This is a genomic window from Chloroflexota bacterium (assembly GCA_016197225.1).
GTDB lineage: Bacteria > Chloroflexota > Anaerolineae > Anaerolineales > VGOW01 > VGOW01.
In genome coordinates this window covers 45,037-60,453 of record JACPWC010000007.1, presented here as the reverse complement: position 1 = coordinate 60,453, position 15,417 = coordinate 45,037, and the positions used below count along the sequence as shown (strand labels likewise).

The 15,417-nt window shown below is 58.8% G+C and carries 16 protein-coding genes; 2 read left to right on the top strand and 14 right to left on the bottom strand.

Annotation, left to right across the window (positions count from 1 at the left end):
- The first annotated feature begins 156 nt into the window (after positions 1-156).
- On the top strand, positions 157-393 hold the full coding sequence (locus HYZ49_01385; GenBank protein ID MBI3240930.1) for a TfoX/Sxy family DNA transformation protein: 237 nt from the start codon (positions 157-159) through the stop codon (positions 391-393).
- 164 nt (positions 394-557) lie between these two features.
- Here HYZ49_01385 and HYZ49_01380 read toward each other — a convergent pair whose 3' ends face one another.
- The 10 genes from HYZ49_01380 to HYZ49_01335 all read right to left on the bottom strand — a co-directional run bounded on the left by HYZ49_01380 (position 558) and on the right by HYZ49_01335 (position 10,541).
- The gene (locus tag HYZ49_01380; protein ID MBI3240929.1) at positions 558-2,585 is read right to left on the bottom strand and encodes a glycosyltransferase family 39 protein; all 2,028 of its coding nucleotides are present in this window, start codon (positions 2,583-2,585) and stop codon (positions 558-560) included.
- A complete protein-coding gene (locus HYZ49_01375; protein MBI3240928.1) occupies positions 2,582-3,430 on the bottom strand; it encodes an AAC(3) family N-acetyltransferase in 849 nt (282 codons plus the stop codon). The genes HYZ49_01380 and HYZ49_01375 overlap by 4 nt, the downstream gene beginning before the upstream one ends.
- 28 nt (positions 3,431-3,458) lie before the next feature.
- Entirely contained in the window at positions 3,459-4,232 is a 774-nt protein-coding gene (locus tag HYZ49_01370) for an enoyl-CoA hydratase/isomerase family protein (protein ID MBI3240927.1), read from the bottom strand.
- 2 nt (positions 4,233-4,234) lie between these two features.
- Positions 4,235-4,687, bottom strand: a complete 453-nt coding sequence (locus HYZ49_01365; GenBank protein MBI3240926.1) for a DinB family protein — start codon at positions 4,685-4,687, stop codon at positions 4,235-4,237.
- On the bottom strand, positions 4,688-5,167 hold the full coding sequence (locus tag HYZ49_01360) for a DinB family protein (GenBank protein ID MBI3240925.1): 480 nt from the start codon (positions 5,165-5,167) through the stop codon (positions 4,688-4,690).
- Positions 5,168-5,210: 43 nt separating this feature from the next.
- Positions 5,211-6,125 (bottom strand): hypothetical protein, encoded by a 915-nt coding sequence (locus tag HYZ49_01355; protein ID MBI3240924.1) that lies wholly within the window; start codon positions 6,123-6,125, stop codon positions 5,211-5,213.
- 21 nt (positions 6,126-6,146) lie between these two features.
- Complete coding sequence (locus HYZ49_01350) at positions 6,147-7,868, bottom strand: AAA family ATPase (GenBank protein ID MBI3240923.1); 1,722 nt, start codon at positions 7,866-7,868, stop codon at positions 6,147-6,149.
- 22 nt (positions 7,869-7,890) lie between these two features.
- On the bottom strand, positions 7,891-8,637 hold the full coding sequence (locus tag HYZ49_01345; protein ID MBI3240922.1) for an SDR family oxidoreductase: 747 nt from the start codon (positions 8,635-8,637) through the stop codon (positions 7,891-7,893).
- A 63-nt stretch (positions 8,638-8,700) separates the two neighbouring features.
- The gene (locus HYZ49_01340) at positions 8,701-9,888 is read right to left on the bottom strand and encodes an NAD(P)/FAD-dependent oxidoreductase (protein MBI3240921.1); all 1,188 of its coding nucleotides are present in this window, start codon (positions 9,886-9,888) and stop codon (positions 8,701-8,703) included.
- A complete protein-coding gene (locus tag HYZ49_01335; protein MBI3240920.1) occupies positions 9,879-10,541 on the bottom strand; it encodes a hypothetical protein in 663 nt (220 codons plus the stop codon). The genes HYZ49_01340 and HYZ49_01335 overlap by 10 nt, the downstream gene beginning before the upstream one ends.
- Between HYZ49_01335 and HYZ49_01330 the strand changes: the two genes are divergently transcribed.
- Positions 10,522-11,367, top strand: a complete 846-nt coding sequence (locus HYZ49_01330) for a GNAT family N-acetyltransferase (protein ID MBI3240919.1) — start codon at positions 10,522-10,524, stop codon at positions 11,365-11,367. The genes HYZ49_01335 and HYZ49_01330 overlap by 20 nt on opposite strands.
- A gap of 18 nt (positions 11,368-11,385) precedes the next feature.
- Here the strand turns inward: HYZ49_01330 and HYZ49_01325 are convergent, their stop codons facing one another.
- Genes HYZ49_01325 through guaA form a run of 4 tightly spaced genes read right to left on the bottom strand, consistent with a single transcriptional unit; the run spans position 11,386 to position 15,415 of the window.
- A complete protein-coding gene (locus tag HYZ49_01325; GenBank protein ID MBI3240918.1) occupies positions 11,386-12,159 on the bottom strand; it encodes a DUF4058 family protein in 774 nt (257 codons plus the stop codon).
- 9 nt (positions 12,160-12,168) lie between these two features.
- Entirely contained in the window at positions 12,169-13,011 is an 843-nt protein-coding gene (locus HYZ49_01320) for a hypothetical protein (GenBank protein ID MBI3240917.1), read from the bottom strand.
- A complete protein-coding gene (locus tag HYZ49_01315; GenBank protein MBI3240916.1) occupies positions 13,008-13,880 on the bottom strand; it encodes a hypothetical protein in 873 nt (290 codons plus the stop codon). The genes HYZ49_01320 and HYZ49_01315 overlap by 4 nt, the downstream gene beginning before the upstream one ends.
- Entirely contained in the window at positions 13,877-15,415 is a 1,539-nt protein-coding gene (guaA, locus tag HYZ49_01310) for a glutamine-hydrolyzing GMP synthase (GenBank protein ID MBI3240915.1), read from the bottom strand. The genes HYZ49_01315 and guaA overlap by 4 nt, the downstream gene beginning before the upstream one ends.
- Between the last annotated feature and the right edge of the window lie 2 nt (positions 15,416-15,417).

Here is a 15,417-nt window from a genome sequence, read left to right as displayed (position 1 = left end):
GGCGCGGTGCTGCCGGGTAACGACGGTCCAGTACAGCAGGCAGACGGGGACCAGCAGGAGGGCGCCGAGAAGGATCTGGTCCATGGCTCACACGGGCATGAGGGTCGAGAGGCGCGGGAGGTCCCGCCATCGGGTCGGCAACACGGGATCGAGGCAGTGGGCATTGCCTCAGCCGAAGACCTGCACAACGTCGGCGTCGTCGAGGCTTACCGGCGTGTCAAAATGGCCTATCCCGATCAGGTTACGCTCAACATGCTGTATGCCCTCCAGGGCGCGCTGATGGAGTTGCACTGGAAGGACGTGCCGCAGGAAGTGAAGACGGCCTTGTTGCAGGAAGTTGGCGAGGAAGTGACCCGGCGGCGGCGCACGGTGAAGAGTCGAGGCACCTGGTGAACCCTGTTGCTTGTTTGCGGTGCGGTGAAACGCTGGTTGGCATTCACTGCAAAGTTGTGTGTCCGCGTTGCGGCTATCGCGAGGATTGCAGTGATGCCGTTTTGCCGGCAATGCTCATTGAAGTGATGCCCGACCCAGACCCATCACCGAGCCGGCCCGATGATTCAAGGGGCCTGCTTTTGGATGCGGATTTCGGCTAAAGTAACCGTGTCGCCCACAGGCTGAAGGGTTGGTTCAGAGATCTGTAGGCGTTGCTGAGTGTCGGCGTCATAGAGTCCCACCTTCAGAGAATAAAAGCCGGCTGGCGCGTCTGGCGGGATGGCGAGGGCGTGCTGATCAGTGACAAAGTCCATATCTCCGCGCCACGACCAGGTGGGGCGGTTGCCGTTGTCGGGTGGCCCGTCTTGCCCCACCAGCAACGTCTTGCCGTCGGCGGCCAAAACGTGGACAAAGACAATGTAGTTGGCGGGCGTTTGCATCACTGACATCCAGTACAATGTCAGTTGCAATTCATCTCCCGGCTTGAGGGTCTCTCTATTCAGGTCGAAGCCCCGGAAAGAAATCCTGTCGCCAAACCAAAAGTAAAGCGGGTGCTCTTGAAGCGGCGGAAGTTGGTAGACCACAATATCCATCCCGGCCACATTTTCCCCGGTCAGGCGTAGAACCTCTTTGACATCGTCCAGATATGCCTTGTTTGACTCTGCATCAAGGTCGGCCAGACTGTCTGTCGGATTACTGGTCATGCTGTTCCAGATCAGATATTCATAACCGCGAGACCGATAACTTCCTACCGACTCAGCAAAGATGCTGTCGGCAACATAGCGATGAAAGAGAGGCGGCGCGTAAATATACCAGTCGGGCATTTTGATTCGCTCGGAGACAACGCGCCCGCCCTGCGGCACATGCTGATCGAACCACTCGTCCAGCAACTTGACGGTGTATGGTTTGCTCCAGGCATGTTCATAAATCCAGATAAGCTCTTGGCCCCGAGTGTAAATGAATGGCGCATTGAATGCCACCAGCGTAGCCAAAGAAACAATCTCTGTTATTCGGCTCCATTTAGCATCGGCGGCTTTTGCAACGATATGGCTGACTATCCTCAAAATGGCCGCCATCCCGGCCACCCCCAGAAGATAAAAAGCCGAGGTCAGTGGTATCCAGTAAATTTCATGCGGAAAAGGCGGCGCCACTGACATCAACAAATAAAACATCAAGATGAAGCCAGCGAAACTGAGCGCCAGACCGCCGTCAATCAACTCGTTCCACTTTTTGGTGATCAGGGTATAGAGGGCGATTCCGGTTGCGATCCCTGCACCCCACAAATACCAGTTGCCGGCCACGACACCAGCGATGATACGGATATTGATCTCCCATGATTGCAGGCCAACGAGTTTGCCATCAGCCGTGATGTGCTTGATCGCGCCGTTGCCGGGCAAATTGACCAGGTTGAAGAGTTGGTAGTAGAACACAAGCCAAAGCGTCAGGGCAAGCAGTGCGCCGCTCCAGGCGATCAGGTGCGGCGCGAGTCTGGTCTTGAGGCCGCGAAAATAGAGAAGCGCATAAATGAATGGCAGGATCAGGGCAACGCCGGTTTGGTACTTAAACAGAAATGACAGGATGCCAGCCGCCAGAGCCAGATAAAGCCAAACAATTCGCCTATGGTCGCGGCCTTTGTATAAGCAGATAAATGTGAGCAAGCTGAAGAAGAGCCAGGGCGCGTTCGCCATGCCCCGCCGGCCTGCCTCAACCATCACCGGCCAAATCGTAGCCATCAAAGCGGCCACGAGGCCCACCACTTTCGACTTCCCCAGTTGACGACCGACCAGGCCGGAGACCACTACGCTGGCAAAGCCGAAGATACTACTCACAACCCGGGCAACCACAAAGTAGTCAAAGGCAGGAATAAGTTTTTCCCCTCGGACCGCTTCGACGATAATTTGCTCTCCGGCCAGCATGTAGAGCAAAGCGGGCGGATAGCCCAGCCCATTTTCGACGCTCGGCAAGCCGGTTTCCCGGATGGCTTTAGCCCACTGAAAATAATATGGCTCGTCGGGGCTGGAGTTGGTTGGGAGATCGTTAGTGAGATACGCAGTTCTGAGCCAGAGGGCCAGGAGGCAAAAGAGGATTAGGGGAAAATACCAGGTGAGAAGCTCAAGCTTGCGGGTAATGAGACTTTTGTAGGTTGTCATCATATTTGGGTTAGGCGCGCCCTCGCATCCCGGCAACGCTCGCAGTCCGGGTTGTGGCAGAGGAGGGCGGTGGGGTCTTTTTGAATTAGAGCCTCGGCGACCTCGATGAGCTTGACCGCCGGGATTCGTTGAACATTGGCCAGGCCAATCTGGCCGCGAATCACGTGAGGGTTGATGGCGTCGGTAATGGCGTCGAAGCCCGAGGAGTCGTTGGGCCAGGCGAGCTCGACGATCTTTTGCGGGGTGAGCGCCCAACGCACAAACGGCTTGCGCCCAGCACGCTCTTCGGCGACGTGAATGGTGGTGTTGACCCGGTGGGTGACGCCGAGCAGAAGCACGTCGCCGGAACGCTCGGCCAGCCATTTAAGCGGCGCGAACGGATCGTCGAGGGTTTGCCCGGCCAGCAGTTCGTCGGCGTCGGGGCCGGCGGCGGCAAACGAGAGCACCGGATGCGAACTGCGCTTAGCCGCCCAGTGGCCGAGCAGGGTGTTGGGGACCAAGCCGATATCGAGATGCGCCGGCAGGTTAGGCCGCCAGAATTCGGGCGAGTAACTGCCGTTGGAGCCATAATCCATTCCGTTCAGCTCCGGCCCGACTTCAGGGACGACGAGAGTTTGGTAAGTAAACGTGGGAACGACGACGGTGCGACACACCGCCGTGAGCGCGCCGACAATAGTGGCCGCGCCCCCGGCCACTTGCCCAAACGACGAAAGCGATGAATGAACAACAACCCGGCTGTGGCGTGTGAGACCCACTTCGCGCAAACCGCGCACCAGGTCGCGGTAGCCCACCCGGCCCGGAGTGGTGAGGGGAAGCCGCCGGATTGTTAATGACTCAAGTGGAACCATGATGGCCGATAGTATAGCCTAAAATTTCTCAGCGCCCCTTCCATTCGGCTTGACGTTTTTCCAAGAAGGCTTTCATGCCTTCTTTTTGATCTTCGGTGCTGAAGAGAAAGTAGAAAGCGCGGCGCTCATCGGCCAGGCCATCGCCGAGGAAGGACTCGAAGGCGTTGTTGACCGCCTCTTTGGCCAGACGCACCGCCAGCGGTGCGCGCCCGGCGATCTCGTTGGCCAACTTCAGAGCTTCACTTAGATATTGTTCAACTGGCATGATTCGATTGACCAGGCCGAATCTCTCTGCTTCGGCGGCGGAGAGAAAGCGGCCATTGAGGACCATTTCCATGGCTACGGTTTTGCCGACAGCGCGGGTGAGACGCTGGGTTCCGCCCGCCCCCGGCATCACGCCGAGGTTGATCTCCGGCTGGCCGAATTTGGCCGTCTCGGAAGCGACGATCATATCGCACGCCATCGCCAGTTCGCACCCGCCGCCCAAACAAAAGCCGGACACGGCGGCGATGACCGGCTTCTTCACCTTTCGCAATCGATCCCATTTGCTGATGCGATCATTGAGAAGCATGTCAACGGCCGAGGCGTCGGCCATTTCTTTGATGTCGGCCCCGGCGGCAAACGCCCGCTCGTCGCCGGTGATGACGATGGCTCCGACTGAGTCATCTTTGTCGAAGGCTTCGGCGGCGGCGGCCAGTTCTTCCATCACTGCCCCGTTGAGGGCGTTCAACTGTTTGGGACGGTTGAACCGGATCAACCCGGCCCGGCCATGCGTTTCGACGATGATGAGTTCGTAAGTCATTGCTATTCTCCTCGCAGTTCTTGCAAATGACGTTTGGAGTGTTCGAGGGTGCGCTCGGCCCACCACTGGACGGTGCGCAGACCAAATGTCGGGTGTCGCCCGACGCGCCCCCAACCGGCTGGCGGCAGGCGACGCAGAATCTCCAGTTCGGCTTGGCGCAGGGTTTTGTATTCGGCGAGCAGGTCGGTCATTGTGAGCGCCGGGTTTTGCGGCTGTGGAGTGAAGGAGTCAAGCGTGGGCGTGTCTTCGGCGAGGATGCGTTGCAGGCGAAGGCTGTAGGCATATCGCTCGACGTCGCACAAGCTTGAGAGGATGGCGCGCGGCGAGCGACCATCCGGTTTGACCGGCTCGCGCCAACGGCTTTGGGGAATTTCGGTGACGGCACCGGCGATCTCAGTGGCAATCGCCTCGAGGCGGTTGAGCAGGCGCTCCCGGTATTCGTAGAGTTGCTCCATTCACCTTTCCTTACGGACGGCGTAGCTTAATCGCACACGCATGATCTGGCTGAGATGCTCCCAGGTGTGAGAGAGAGCATAGTCGGCTTGCCAGGCCAGGGTGATGGGGCCGCGCACGGCATGGACGGCGGGGCGCGCCCAGTCGGCGGCCTCCAGCAGGGCCACTTCGGCGGCGCGGTCTTCGACAAAGTCGGCGACGATATTTTGGATCGGCTCTTCGGGGTTCCAGTGTTCTTTGTGGTAAGCGGCTTCGTCGAAGACTGGGAGAGTCGGGTTGTCTTCGCTCACGATGCGGGCGATGCGCGGGCGGAAGATGTGGCGCTCGACATCGCGAATGTGAGTCAGACACTCGTGAACCGACCACTCGGTTGGTTCCGGTTTCCAGAGAACGTCGGCGACGGGCATGAGGTCAATCTCGCGCGCGAGTTGATGGCTCTGGGCGCGCAGGAGGCGGAGGGTGTAAGTGTTGGGCAGGGTCATGAGAATGTCCTTTTGAGGATGGGGCAAACACACAGGTTTGCCCCTACGTGAGGGCGGTGACGAATTGTGGCAGGTAATCGTTGATTGAGGCGATTTGGCCTTTGGCTCTGCCGTCGAGATAGTGTGCGACGGCGGTGATGGCGGCGGGCAAAACAGTCAGCTTGCGCGTGCGGCGCTCGAAAAGGGCAAACGAGTCGCCTGCGCCGTCGTCAAGCCGGTTGAGAAAGATCGTCATCATGCCGTAGGCAAACAACTCCGTGATTTGTCGAGTCCAGGTTGGATGCTCGGCGCGTAAGTCGGCGGGCAGTTGCTCGGAGATGGGGCTTTCGGGAAGCAGGCCGGGATTCTTTTCCAGCATGTCGGCGAGCAGGCACTGGGTAAAGTCGTGAATGGCGAGACGCAGAATGTAATCGCGGTCGTCGCGGAAGGGCCAGGGCGGGCTTTCGCCGACGGCTTTGCGCGGCGGCATGAGCGAATAGACACGCTGAGGCGTGCCAAAGCCGAGCGAGTGAGTCGTCGGGTAAGCCAGGTTGGGCAGGATGATTAGCTCGGCAGACGCAGTTCCGAAGGCTTCGTCGAGAATCGTGGCGAAGTCAATGCCGTTGACGCGGGCTTGTACTTCGGCAACGGCTTCGGCCCAGGCCGAGTCGCTAGCGGCCCAATACGCCTCAAGCCCGGCCTCTGCCGCAAAGCTGTTGAGGTGGGCGGCGAGTTCGGCCTCGTCGTTCACGGCGCGGGCGAAGAGGAGGCGCGGGTCGGGGTCGGCGTTGAGGGCGGCTTGAACGTAGGCGACAGCCGGGTGCGATTTGAAATCCGCAACATGCTTCCTGAGGGCCGCCGCCTGCGGGTGGACGCCGCGCGGCAAGGGCCGCTGTTCGCGCTCCGGCCAGTCGGTGGCGGCAAGGACGGCGGAGAGGGTGCGGGAGCGAGAGTCGGTGAGGACTGTAAGAGATGACATGAGTTGATAAATTTCAAATTCTTAGGCCGGGCGCGCACTCTGAGCAATTTTGACAATTGCATCTAGCTTTTCCTTAACTTCGGGGGCAATCAGCTCAACAGGCACAAGCTCGGCCAGAACATGATAGTCGCTTTTGCGTAGAAGATTAGGCAATCCTAGTCGTTCAAAGAAGCTGTCAAACAGGCGATCAAGAAACTCGTCGCTAGCTTTGACTTCGTGCCACCAACGGTCTTCCGGGTTGCGTAACGCCACGGGCGGAACCAAATCGGTTATACACTCCTGCATGATAGCGCGACGTTTCTCAGCTTCAGCAATCGCAAAGAGCGGGCCAGGGTGATCAGCTTGTGCTGAGGCGGTGGCGTATGCTAATAGAACTTCAGGATAACAGAGATAGTTTTCGATTTCTCGGCGAAACCACATCGTTTCAATTAGCCCCGGTGGTTGCTGTAGTTCTCTCTCCAAACGATCGTAAATAGCGATGCCTACTAAATCCGGTTTAGCCTCGCGCAATCCAATGAAATGATCCCGTGCTCTTGAAGCTTGATTGCCTACATAGTGGACAAAGGGGCGCTCGAGATGGTCAGATGCCGGGTGCGTTAACTGACGGGCAAACGCCTGCAATATGGACAAATCCGTAGAACCCTCTAGGTAAAGAGTCCAGCCGTTTTGTTCTGCCTGGTAATACTGATCGAAGCCGATTTCAGCCAATGCCTTAAACACTTGTCGGCCACGGTCATTCATTCGATGCGGCTTGCCCACAAATGCCACAACTACATCGCGGCCAGCAGCTTCATTTAGTACAACCTCTGAATGACTGGCGGCGATAATCTGGCTGCCTTGCTGTCTGGCGATTTGGGTGAGCAATTGATAGGTTTGTCGCTGGCGGAAGATTTCCAGATGAGCATCAGGTTCGTCTAACAACAAGACAGCTCCTGGATTGGAATACAAATACGCTAATAGAAGAAGGGTTTGTTGCAAACCCCTGCCTGATGCTGAAAGGTCAAGACGTGTGCCGGACATTTCATGATAGGACATTGTGATCTCGCCGCGTTCAGTAATATAGTCGGGCTCGTCTAGAGCTACGCCAAACAACGCATGAGTATATTCACAAACTTCCCGCCATTGACCGGGCTTTTCCTGAGCAATTTGGTAGCACAGATTGCGCAATACCTGAGCAGTTTGTCCCTCGCCAATTAAAACGTTAATGCGACCCTCTTCCCATTTGGGTTCAACCGCGGCTAGACCAGACATTGGCGGCAGAAAGGCAATCTTTTGCTTTCCGGATTTCTCTGGGACGGGCATGCGAGTTCCATCTGCTCGAAGAAGTGGACGACAATAAAATGACTCTTCATTTGCATAGTCAAATTCCAAGCCGCATTGCCAAGCTTGACCCTCTGTGACACCTTCCACAGCAATTTCAATGCGTATATTTTGGGTTTGGGGTTTGCCATCTGCTCGTTGCAAATCGCGCACATGAAGATCGCGCCATAGGAGATTAGCGTTTGGCACTGGAGTAGCGATTAGGTCACGACGGCTGATGGTTACGCCAGGGCGCTTCTCTGGTGTTTGTTTCCTGCCACGTTTTTCGTTCCAGCGGCGTAGGCCAATATCCCATAATGCCAATGCTTGTAGTGCCGTGGTTTTGCCAGAATTGTTTGGCCCAATAAATACGACGGGATTCCCTAATTCAACTTCAATTGCACCAAAACGCTTGAAATTACGTACGGTTAAGCGTGTCAACATAGTCAGTTCTCCAAAACCCAAATCAACTCATCACCTTCCCCCCGTCCACATTAAACGCCTGGCCGGTGATGTACCTGGCGTCGTCGGAGCAGAGGAAGAGGACGAGGCCGGTCACGTCGTCGGGTTCGCCCAGGCGGGCTTGCGGGATGTCTTCGAGCCACTTCTTCATCTGGGCCTCGTTCTGGCGCAGGTGGGCGGTCATTTCGGTGATGATGACGCCGGGGCAGACGGCGTTCACCCGGATATTATACGCCGCGAACTCGCGGGCGCACTCGCGGGTGAAGCCGACCAGGCCGGTCTTGCTGGCGACGTAGGCGGCCCGGTCGCGCAGTCCGGCGGCCCGCCCGGCGATGGAGGAGATGTTGACGATGACGCCGCCGCCCTGTTCCTTCATATCCCGGCCAACCGTTTGCGAGCAGAGAAACGCGCCTTTGAGGTTGACGTTGAGGGTGCGATCCCAGGCCCACTCGTCGAGAGTCAGAATCGAGCCGGTGGGTTCGACTCCGGCGTTATTGATCAGCACGTCCACGCGGCCCCACTTTTCGAGAATTTCGTAGTGCATGGTCTGCACGGCCATTTTGTTGGCCACGTCGGCGATGATGCTAATCGCTTGACCGCCGCTATCGCTGATGGCTTTGGCCGTGGCATCGGCAGTGTCGGGGTTGACGTCGTTGACGACGACTTTTGCGCCGGCGGCGGCGAAGCGCAGCGCAATGGCTTTGCCGATGCCGCGACCGGCGCCGGTAATGAGGGTGACTTTGTCTTTCATAGTTGTGAAAAGTGAAACGTCAAACGACAAACGTCAATGGTGTCGTTTGTCGTTTGACGTTTGCTAAGGCTTGAATAGCTCCCAAAGCATCTTCGGCGAGAAGGCTTGCAGGGGATCGGTCTCGCCGAAGCAGATGTTCATGATCGTTTCGCGGATGTGCTTGTTGCTCGCGCCGCGCCCGAAGAGGCGGTTGAGCATGAAGGTGTTGTAGAAAAAGTTGCGCATCCGGGTGATGACGACGAAATAGTTTCTGAAGCGCGCGTTCAGGCGGCGCGGGTAGTCGCCCAGGCCGTTCAGGGTGAAGTCAGGCGCGGCCAAAATGGTCTCGGCGGCGATCTGGCCGGACTCGAGGGCGTAGTCTATGCCTTCGCCGGTGAACGGGTTGACGAGGCCAATGGCTTCGCCGACGGCGATCCCGCCTTCGACCATCACGGCGGCGTCGGGGAAATCGACTCTCAGTGGGTAGCCTTTGATCGGTCCGACCGGCCTGGCATCTTTGATCAACTCGCGCACGCGAGGGTGATCGCGATAGAAATTTTCCAGCAGGGAGCGCGGCGAGTTGGCGCGTGGGCCGAAGTAGCCGGCGCCGATGTTGGCCGAGGTGGGTGAGGTGGGAAAGAGCCAGCCGTAGCCGGGAAGCGGGATATGATCGAAGTAGAATTCGAGCCGGTCGGCGACGGGCGGCAGGTTCTCGAAGTATTGGCGGGCGGCGACCATGAGAGTCGGCTTGCCATGCAGGAATCCGGTTTTTTGCAGGAGCCGGGTAGCGGCCCCGGTAGCGATGACGGTGAGTTGGGCAGTGACGGTTGCCCCGTCCCCTTTGACTCCGACGATGCGATCGCTGTCTTTGATCGAGTCGGTGATGTCCAACTGATAAAATTTCGCTCCGGCGGAGAGCGCACGTTTGCGGATCTCGTCGTCTAAAATGAAGCGCGGGACGACGAGGGTGTAGCCGGGCAGGCCATTCATGCGCGGCACGCTGGCGGTGCAGAGGCGGCTGTTGGGCGTGTAGAAGTCGAGGCGATTGACGCGGAAGGAGCGGGCGGCGAGGCCGGCCAGCAAGCCCATTTGATCGAGGACGTGGAGGGCGCGCGGGCTGACGCCGTCGCCGCAGGTTTTGTCGCGCGGGAAGGTGGCCTTATCAATGAGGGCCACGTCGAGGCCGCCGCGGGCGAGGAAGTAGGCCGTTGCCGACCCCGCCGGCCCCGCGCCGACAATGGCAATGTCGTGCTTGTATTCTGTCACGGGCATTTCCAGGCGCCGTCTTTCAGCGCCAGGCCGAGGTAGGGAATCGGGTCGTAGGTGTTGTTGATGTCGAGTTCGTTTTTGTAGCCGCCATCGGGTTTGGATTGGACGACGGAGAAGTGCAGGTGGATGCCCACCGGGTTAGCCGGGTCGGCGGAGTAGTTGCCCTGGTAGCCGAGCAGAGTTCCGGCAGTGACGAAAAGCTCGCGCGTGCCGCGTGGGAAGTCTGAGAGGATGTAGGAGGCGCCGTATTGATCGGCTATGTGCGTGTAATACGTCCAAATCTGGCGAGATGGATTCAGCGGATCAGATGGATGGCGAATGATGATCGAGCTGACCCAGTCGGACTCTCGCGTGAGGTAGCCGTCGTAAGCGGCGACAACGGGCGTTTGATTCAAGTCGCTTCCCCCAAAGATGTCCAGCCCTTGATGCTTGTGGCCGGGCCGGAACGAGTCGCCCCAGCCGAAGCCGAGATAGCCGTCGGTAGGCAGAACAAACGGCGCGTCGCCACAGCGGTTCCCGGCGGCGATGGCGAGTTCGGGGTGGGCGGCGGGGTCGGTGAGCCACTGGCGCAGTTGGGTGAAGCGGGTTGCGCCGGTGACGAGCGGCGGCAAAAAGTAGTAGCCCAGAATCAACAAGATGCGAGACGACGCAGGCAAACTCCAGGCCATCGCGCCGTTGTTTGTTGATCCGGCTGAGGGTGGGACAGTGCGCTGGGTGGGCGGCGAGGAGATCGCCGATTACCTGGACGTGATTGCCCCGGCTGACTCGATGGAAGCCGCCACTCGCGCAACGTGGCAGTGGCTTACCTCGCCCGAGGCTCCGAAGTGGAACAAACTCGTGTTCTCCAACATTCCCGGCTGGACGCCCACGCCGCAAACGTTGGCGAGCCTGGCGACGGCTGACGGCTTGAAGGCCGAAGTGACTCAGCTCGACGTTTGCCCCATTGTCAACCTGCCCAACACGTTTGACGCCTACCTTCAACAGATTGATAGCAAACAGCGGCGCGAGATCAACCGCAAGCTACGCAAGGCGCAGGGCAGTGAAGACCCGGTGACGTGGTACATCGCCGACTCCAGCCGCGACATTGGCGCTGAAACCGAAGCCTTCATGGCCCTGATGGAAACCGCCTCTGAAAACAAGGCCGCCTTCCTCACGCCGAGAATGCGGGCCGCGTTCCACGACATTTTTGCCATTACCCAAAAACTGGGTCTGTTGCAGTTGGCCTTTCTTGAGGTAAGCGGCAAGAAAGTGGCGGCTTACGCGCAGTTCGATTACAACAATCGCATCTGGGTCTACAACTCCGGCATCAACCCTAACGTGGCCGCGGCGCTCTCGCCGGGCTGGGTTCTGCTGGCGCGGCTGATCGAGCAGGCCATTGCCAACGGGCGAACCAGCTACGACTTCATGCAGGGCAGTGAGGATTACAAGTACCGGTTTGGCGGGCAGGATACGGCGGTGATGAGGGTGACGATTGAAAAGTAAACAAACGCTCCGAAGGTTTCAAACCTTCGGAGCGTTTTTGATTAGCTCGTCCGCCCAGGCAATGTCGGTTTCAGTCAGCGGCGGCACGGGCGGCTGGGCATAATCCAATCTCAAGTCGAATGAGGCGCGATCGTATAATTCGTGGAGCACTCTGCCTAACTCAACCAGCGGCTCGGCGTCGCCGGGCAAGAGCGGCAATGAGAAGAGTGGAATGGGCTGGCGAAGATTGAAGGTGTATAAATGCGCGTGAGGCCGCCTTGAGCCGCGGCTGACTAAAATGCGGTAATCGCTGCGAACCGGCTTGCCAATCACTGACATCGGTTCGCCGGCTCTCAGCAGGTCAACCTCAACTAGGTTAGTTCGGGATTTGAAAACGTCATCCCGTTTTGCTTCATAATCCTCACGTCCCCCGCTGTGCAGTTTGTTCACTGGAGACAAGAGTTCCAGAACCGTCACCAGCTTTCCGGTAGCAACCTCGTGTACTTCCAGGAAATGCTCGCCCACCTCGTCGTTCATGGGAACATCCACCTCTAAAACCCCGGCTTCGGCAAGAGGCAACGCGCTCAAAGTCTGTGACTCTTTGTGAGGAATCACAGCGATGTCGGGGCGACCGACGAATACGACATCATCTGGTTTCAGCAGGTAAGCTCGACGCTCCAACGCCACATAGTAACGTGGGCGAAGAACTGGCGCTAGCGCGTCGGCAATAGCGGCGATCAATCTGTTGTGAACATCCGGCCAGAGTGCAGGATGCTCAAGGTAGGGATCCATTCCTGGAAATGGCGAGCGCATGACGTGATTTTAAGTCTGTCTGGGTGCCAAGTCAATGAACCATTCCGTCTCAAACGCCCACGACTCGCCCGGCTTGAGCGTGACCAGCGGGCCAAGCCATTCGAGTTCCATGTAGGCCGGGTCGGTGTTGCTCCACGTTTCAAGGTTGCAGTTGTCGGGGTGAGGCAGGTTGGCGTGAGGGGCGAAGCTGGCGCGGAATGACTTGGCCCAGTTCTTGGCCTGATACTCGCCCCAGCCTTCAGACGTGAGCGCCCCCGTCTTCCATTTCTTGTCGCCTTTGAAGTGCAACTGATCGCGCCGAAACTTCGGCGGCGTGAGGGCCAGAGTCTTTCGCGCGCCTTCGCTCGGATAGACGGCCCAGCCCGGCGTTGGGAACTGAGCGACGGCCCAAGCGGCCCACGTTTGAGTTGTGTCGCTCGCGTTGTGAATTGACTCACGCACGGCCACTTTCTTCTCGCCCGCTCGCAAAGTGATCTGCCGACTCAACTGAAGGCCGCTCCACGGAATGATCGGGCCGCGCAGGTGAAGACTGGTCGCCACCGGCGAGTCGGTTTGACCGACGACGGCCCATTCGACGTTATCCATCTCATCCGACAACGCATTCGGATCGGGCCACCGACTCTGCGGGGCGAGCCAGGTCTTGTAGCCGCCCCAATTCATCCAGTTGCCCATTGCTGGATCACCCCCGGCTTCGCCTTTGAGGAGCGGCTCGTTGATCCAGAACAGGTTTTGCTTGCGGACGATCAACTCCATCGCCCGCCCACTGAGAGCCGGGACGACGGTGAGCGAGAGGCGCTTGTTTGAAAGCTGATAAGCCGGGCGATCAAAGAAAGTAGTGTGAGTGAGGGTCATGATGTAAGTTTAGCCGCCTCACGATAGATGAGCGTGTACAACACCAGCGTGAACACGGCGGTGAAGAGCAGAAAGCCGAGAGCAAGCGGCCCGGCGCAGGCGTAGCTGAACGCGAACAATATCAGGCCGGTTCGAGCTTCAAAAATGACGACCGGCATGGCGATGAAAATTGGGATGACGAGAATGATGGCCGTAACCAACGCGGCGAGGCCGGACAGGCCGACGACTAGAAGGAACGCCCACCAGCCGACGCGCAAGACACTGCCCGCTCGCCCAAACGCTTTGCGCGGCGTGAAGTCTTCGAGGGCGATGGACATGATGGCCAGCAATAGCACCAGGTTCAAAATGGTGGTGATCGGCGTCAGGCCGGTTTGAGCCAGATTGATCAGCCTTGCGCCGAGCGGCGATTTGTCGCCCAGGAGGATAAGGGCCAGCGAGGGCAGGAGGCCGAGGGCGATGATGATCAGCCCGAAGGTGAGGCTGAGTTTGACGATGTTGGCAACGCGGCTTTTGCCCAGGCGTAGCATTTCGCCCAACGAGGCTTTGCCGCCTTCTGCGGCCAGGGCCGCGCCGCGCATCGTGGCGGCCTGAAGGATGAGGGCAACGGCTGTGGTTGCAATCAACACCATGAAGGCCACGAAGGTAATGCCAACCCACGCCAGGCCGGGCACGCTTTGCAAGCGGCGAACGAAGAACAGCAGTTGCGGGTCTGCGATTGGGAAGGTGACGGCTGTTGCCACGGCGCTAAACGAGAACGAGAGCAAGCCCGCCGGGATGAAGACGGCGAACAGGAGCAGAGTGAGCAACCACAGCGGCCAGCTTCGCCAGGTGATGCGCCACGAGTCGCGGAGGATGAGGCCGAGATTCATTCCCACTCAATCGTCGCCGGCGGCTTGCTTGAGATGTCGTAAGCCACGCGGTTGACGCCTTTGACTTCGTTGACAATGCGACTGGAGACTTTGGCCAGCAAGTCATAAGGCAAGCGCGCCCAGTCGGCGGTCATGAAGTCGTCGGTGGTGACAGCGCGCAAGACAATGGTTTCTTCATAAGTTCGATAGTCGCCCATCACGCCGACGGACTTCACCGGCAGGAGAACGGCAAACGCTTGCGCCGTATCACCTCTCAACATTCCGGCGGCGCGCAGTTCATCGGTGAAGATTTTGTCGGCAGCGCGCAGTTTCTCTAAACGCTCCCAGGTCACTTCGCCCAAACAGCGGATGGCGAGACCGGGGCCGGGGAACGGTTGCCGCCACACCATTTCGTCGGGCAGGCCAAGTTCTGCGCCGACAGCCCGCACTTCATCTTTGAATAAGAAGCGCAGTGGCTCGACGAGGCTGAATTGCAAATCGTCGGGGAGGCCGCCGACGTTGTGGTGGGTTTTGATCTTGGCCGCTTGCTCCCGCCCTTTGCCGCTCGACTCAACGACGTCGGGATAAATTGTGCCTTGCACTAAAAATTTGGCGTCGCTCCCAAGCCGCCGCGCTTCGCGCTCGAAACAGCGGATGAATTTTTCGCCGATGATCTTGCGTTTGCGCTCCGGGTCGGCCACGCCGGCCAGCGCTTCCATGAAGTCTTCGACGGCATTGACAGGGTGCAGCTTCGCGTGCAGGTTCTCGCGGAACGTGGCGACGACTTGCCCGGACTCGCCGGCGCGCATGAGGCCGGTATCAATGTAGAAGCAGGTGAGTTGGTCGCCGACGGCGCGATGGACGAGGGCGGCGGCGACGGTAGAGTCCACACCCCCGCTCACGGCGGCCAACACTTTGTCACTGCCCACTTGCGCCTGAATCTTCTGAATCGCATCGTCCACAATCGAGCCGGGAGTCCACTCAGCTTTGATTTCAATTTGTCGAATGAAAGCTTGGAGAATTTCACGCCCGTGCTGGGTGTGGTTGACTTCGGGGTGAAATTGGAGGGCGAAGAGCCGCCGGGTTGAATCTTCCAGGGCGGCGATGGGGCAGTTGGGGCTGGTGGCGGTGACGGTGAAGCCGGGAGGAAGTTGATCAACTTTGTCGCCGTGGGACATCCAGACGTAGTGCGTGTTGCGTATTCCGTAAAACAGGGTTGAGTCACTTGACGTTTGAATGTTGGTGCGGCCGTATTCGCGTTGGGAACCGGGCGCAACGTGGCCGCCGAGGGCGCGAGCCATGAGTTGCATGCCGTAGCAGATGCCGAGGACGGGCAGGCCGGAGTCGAGGACGTAGGCGGGCAGAGTCGGCGCGCCGGGTTCGTAGACCGAGTTGGGGCCGCCGGAGAGGATGAAGGCTTTGGGTTGCAGGGCCAGAACTTTTTCGGCGGGCGCGTTCCAGGGGAAGAGTTCACAGTAGACGCGCGCTTCGCGGACGCGGCGGGCGATGAGTTGCGAGTATTGTGAGCCGAAGTCGAGGATGACGATGGAGTCCATGT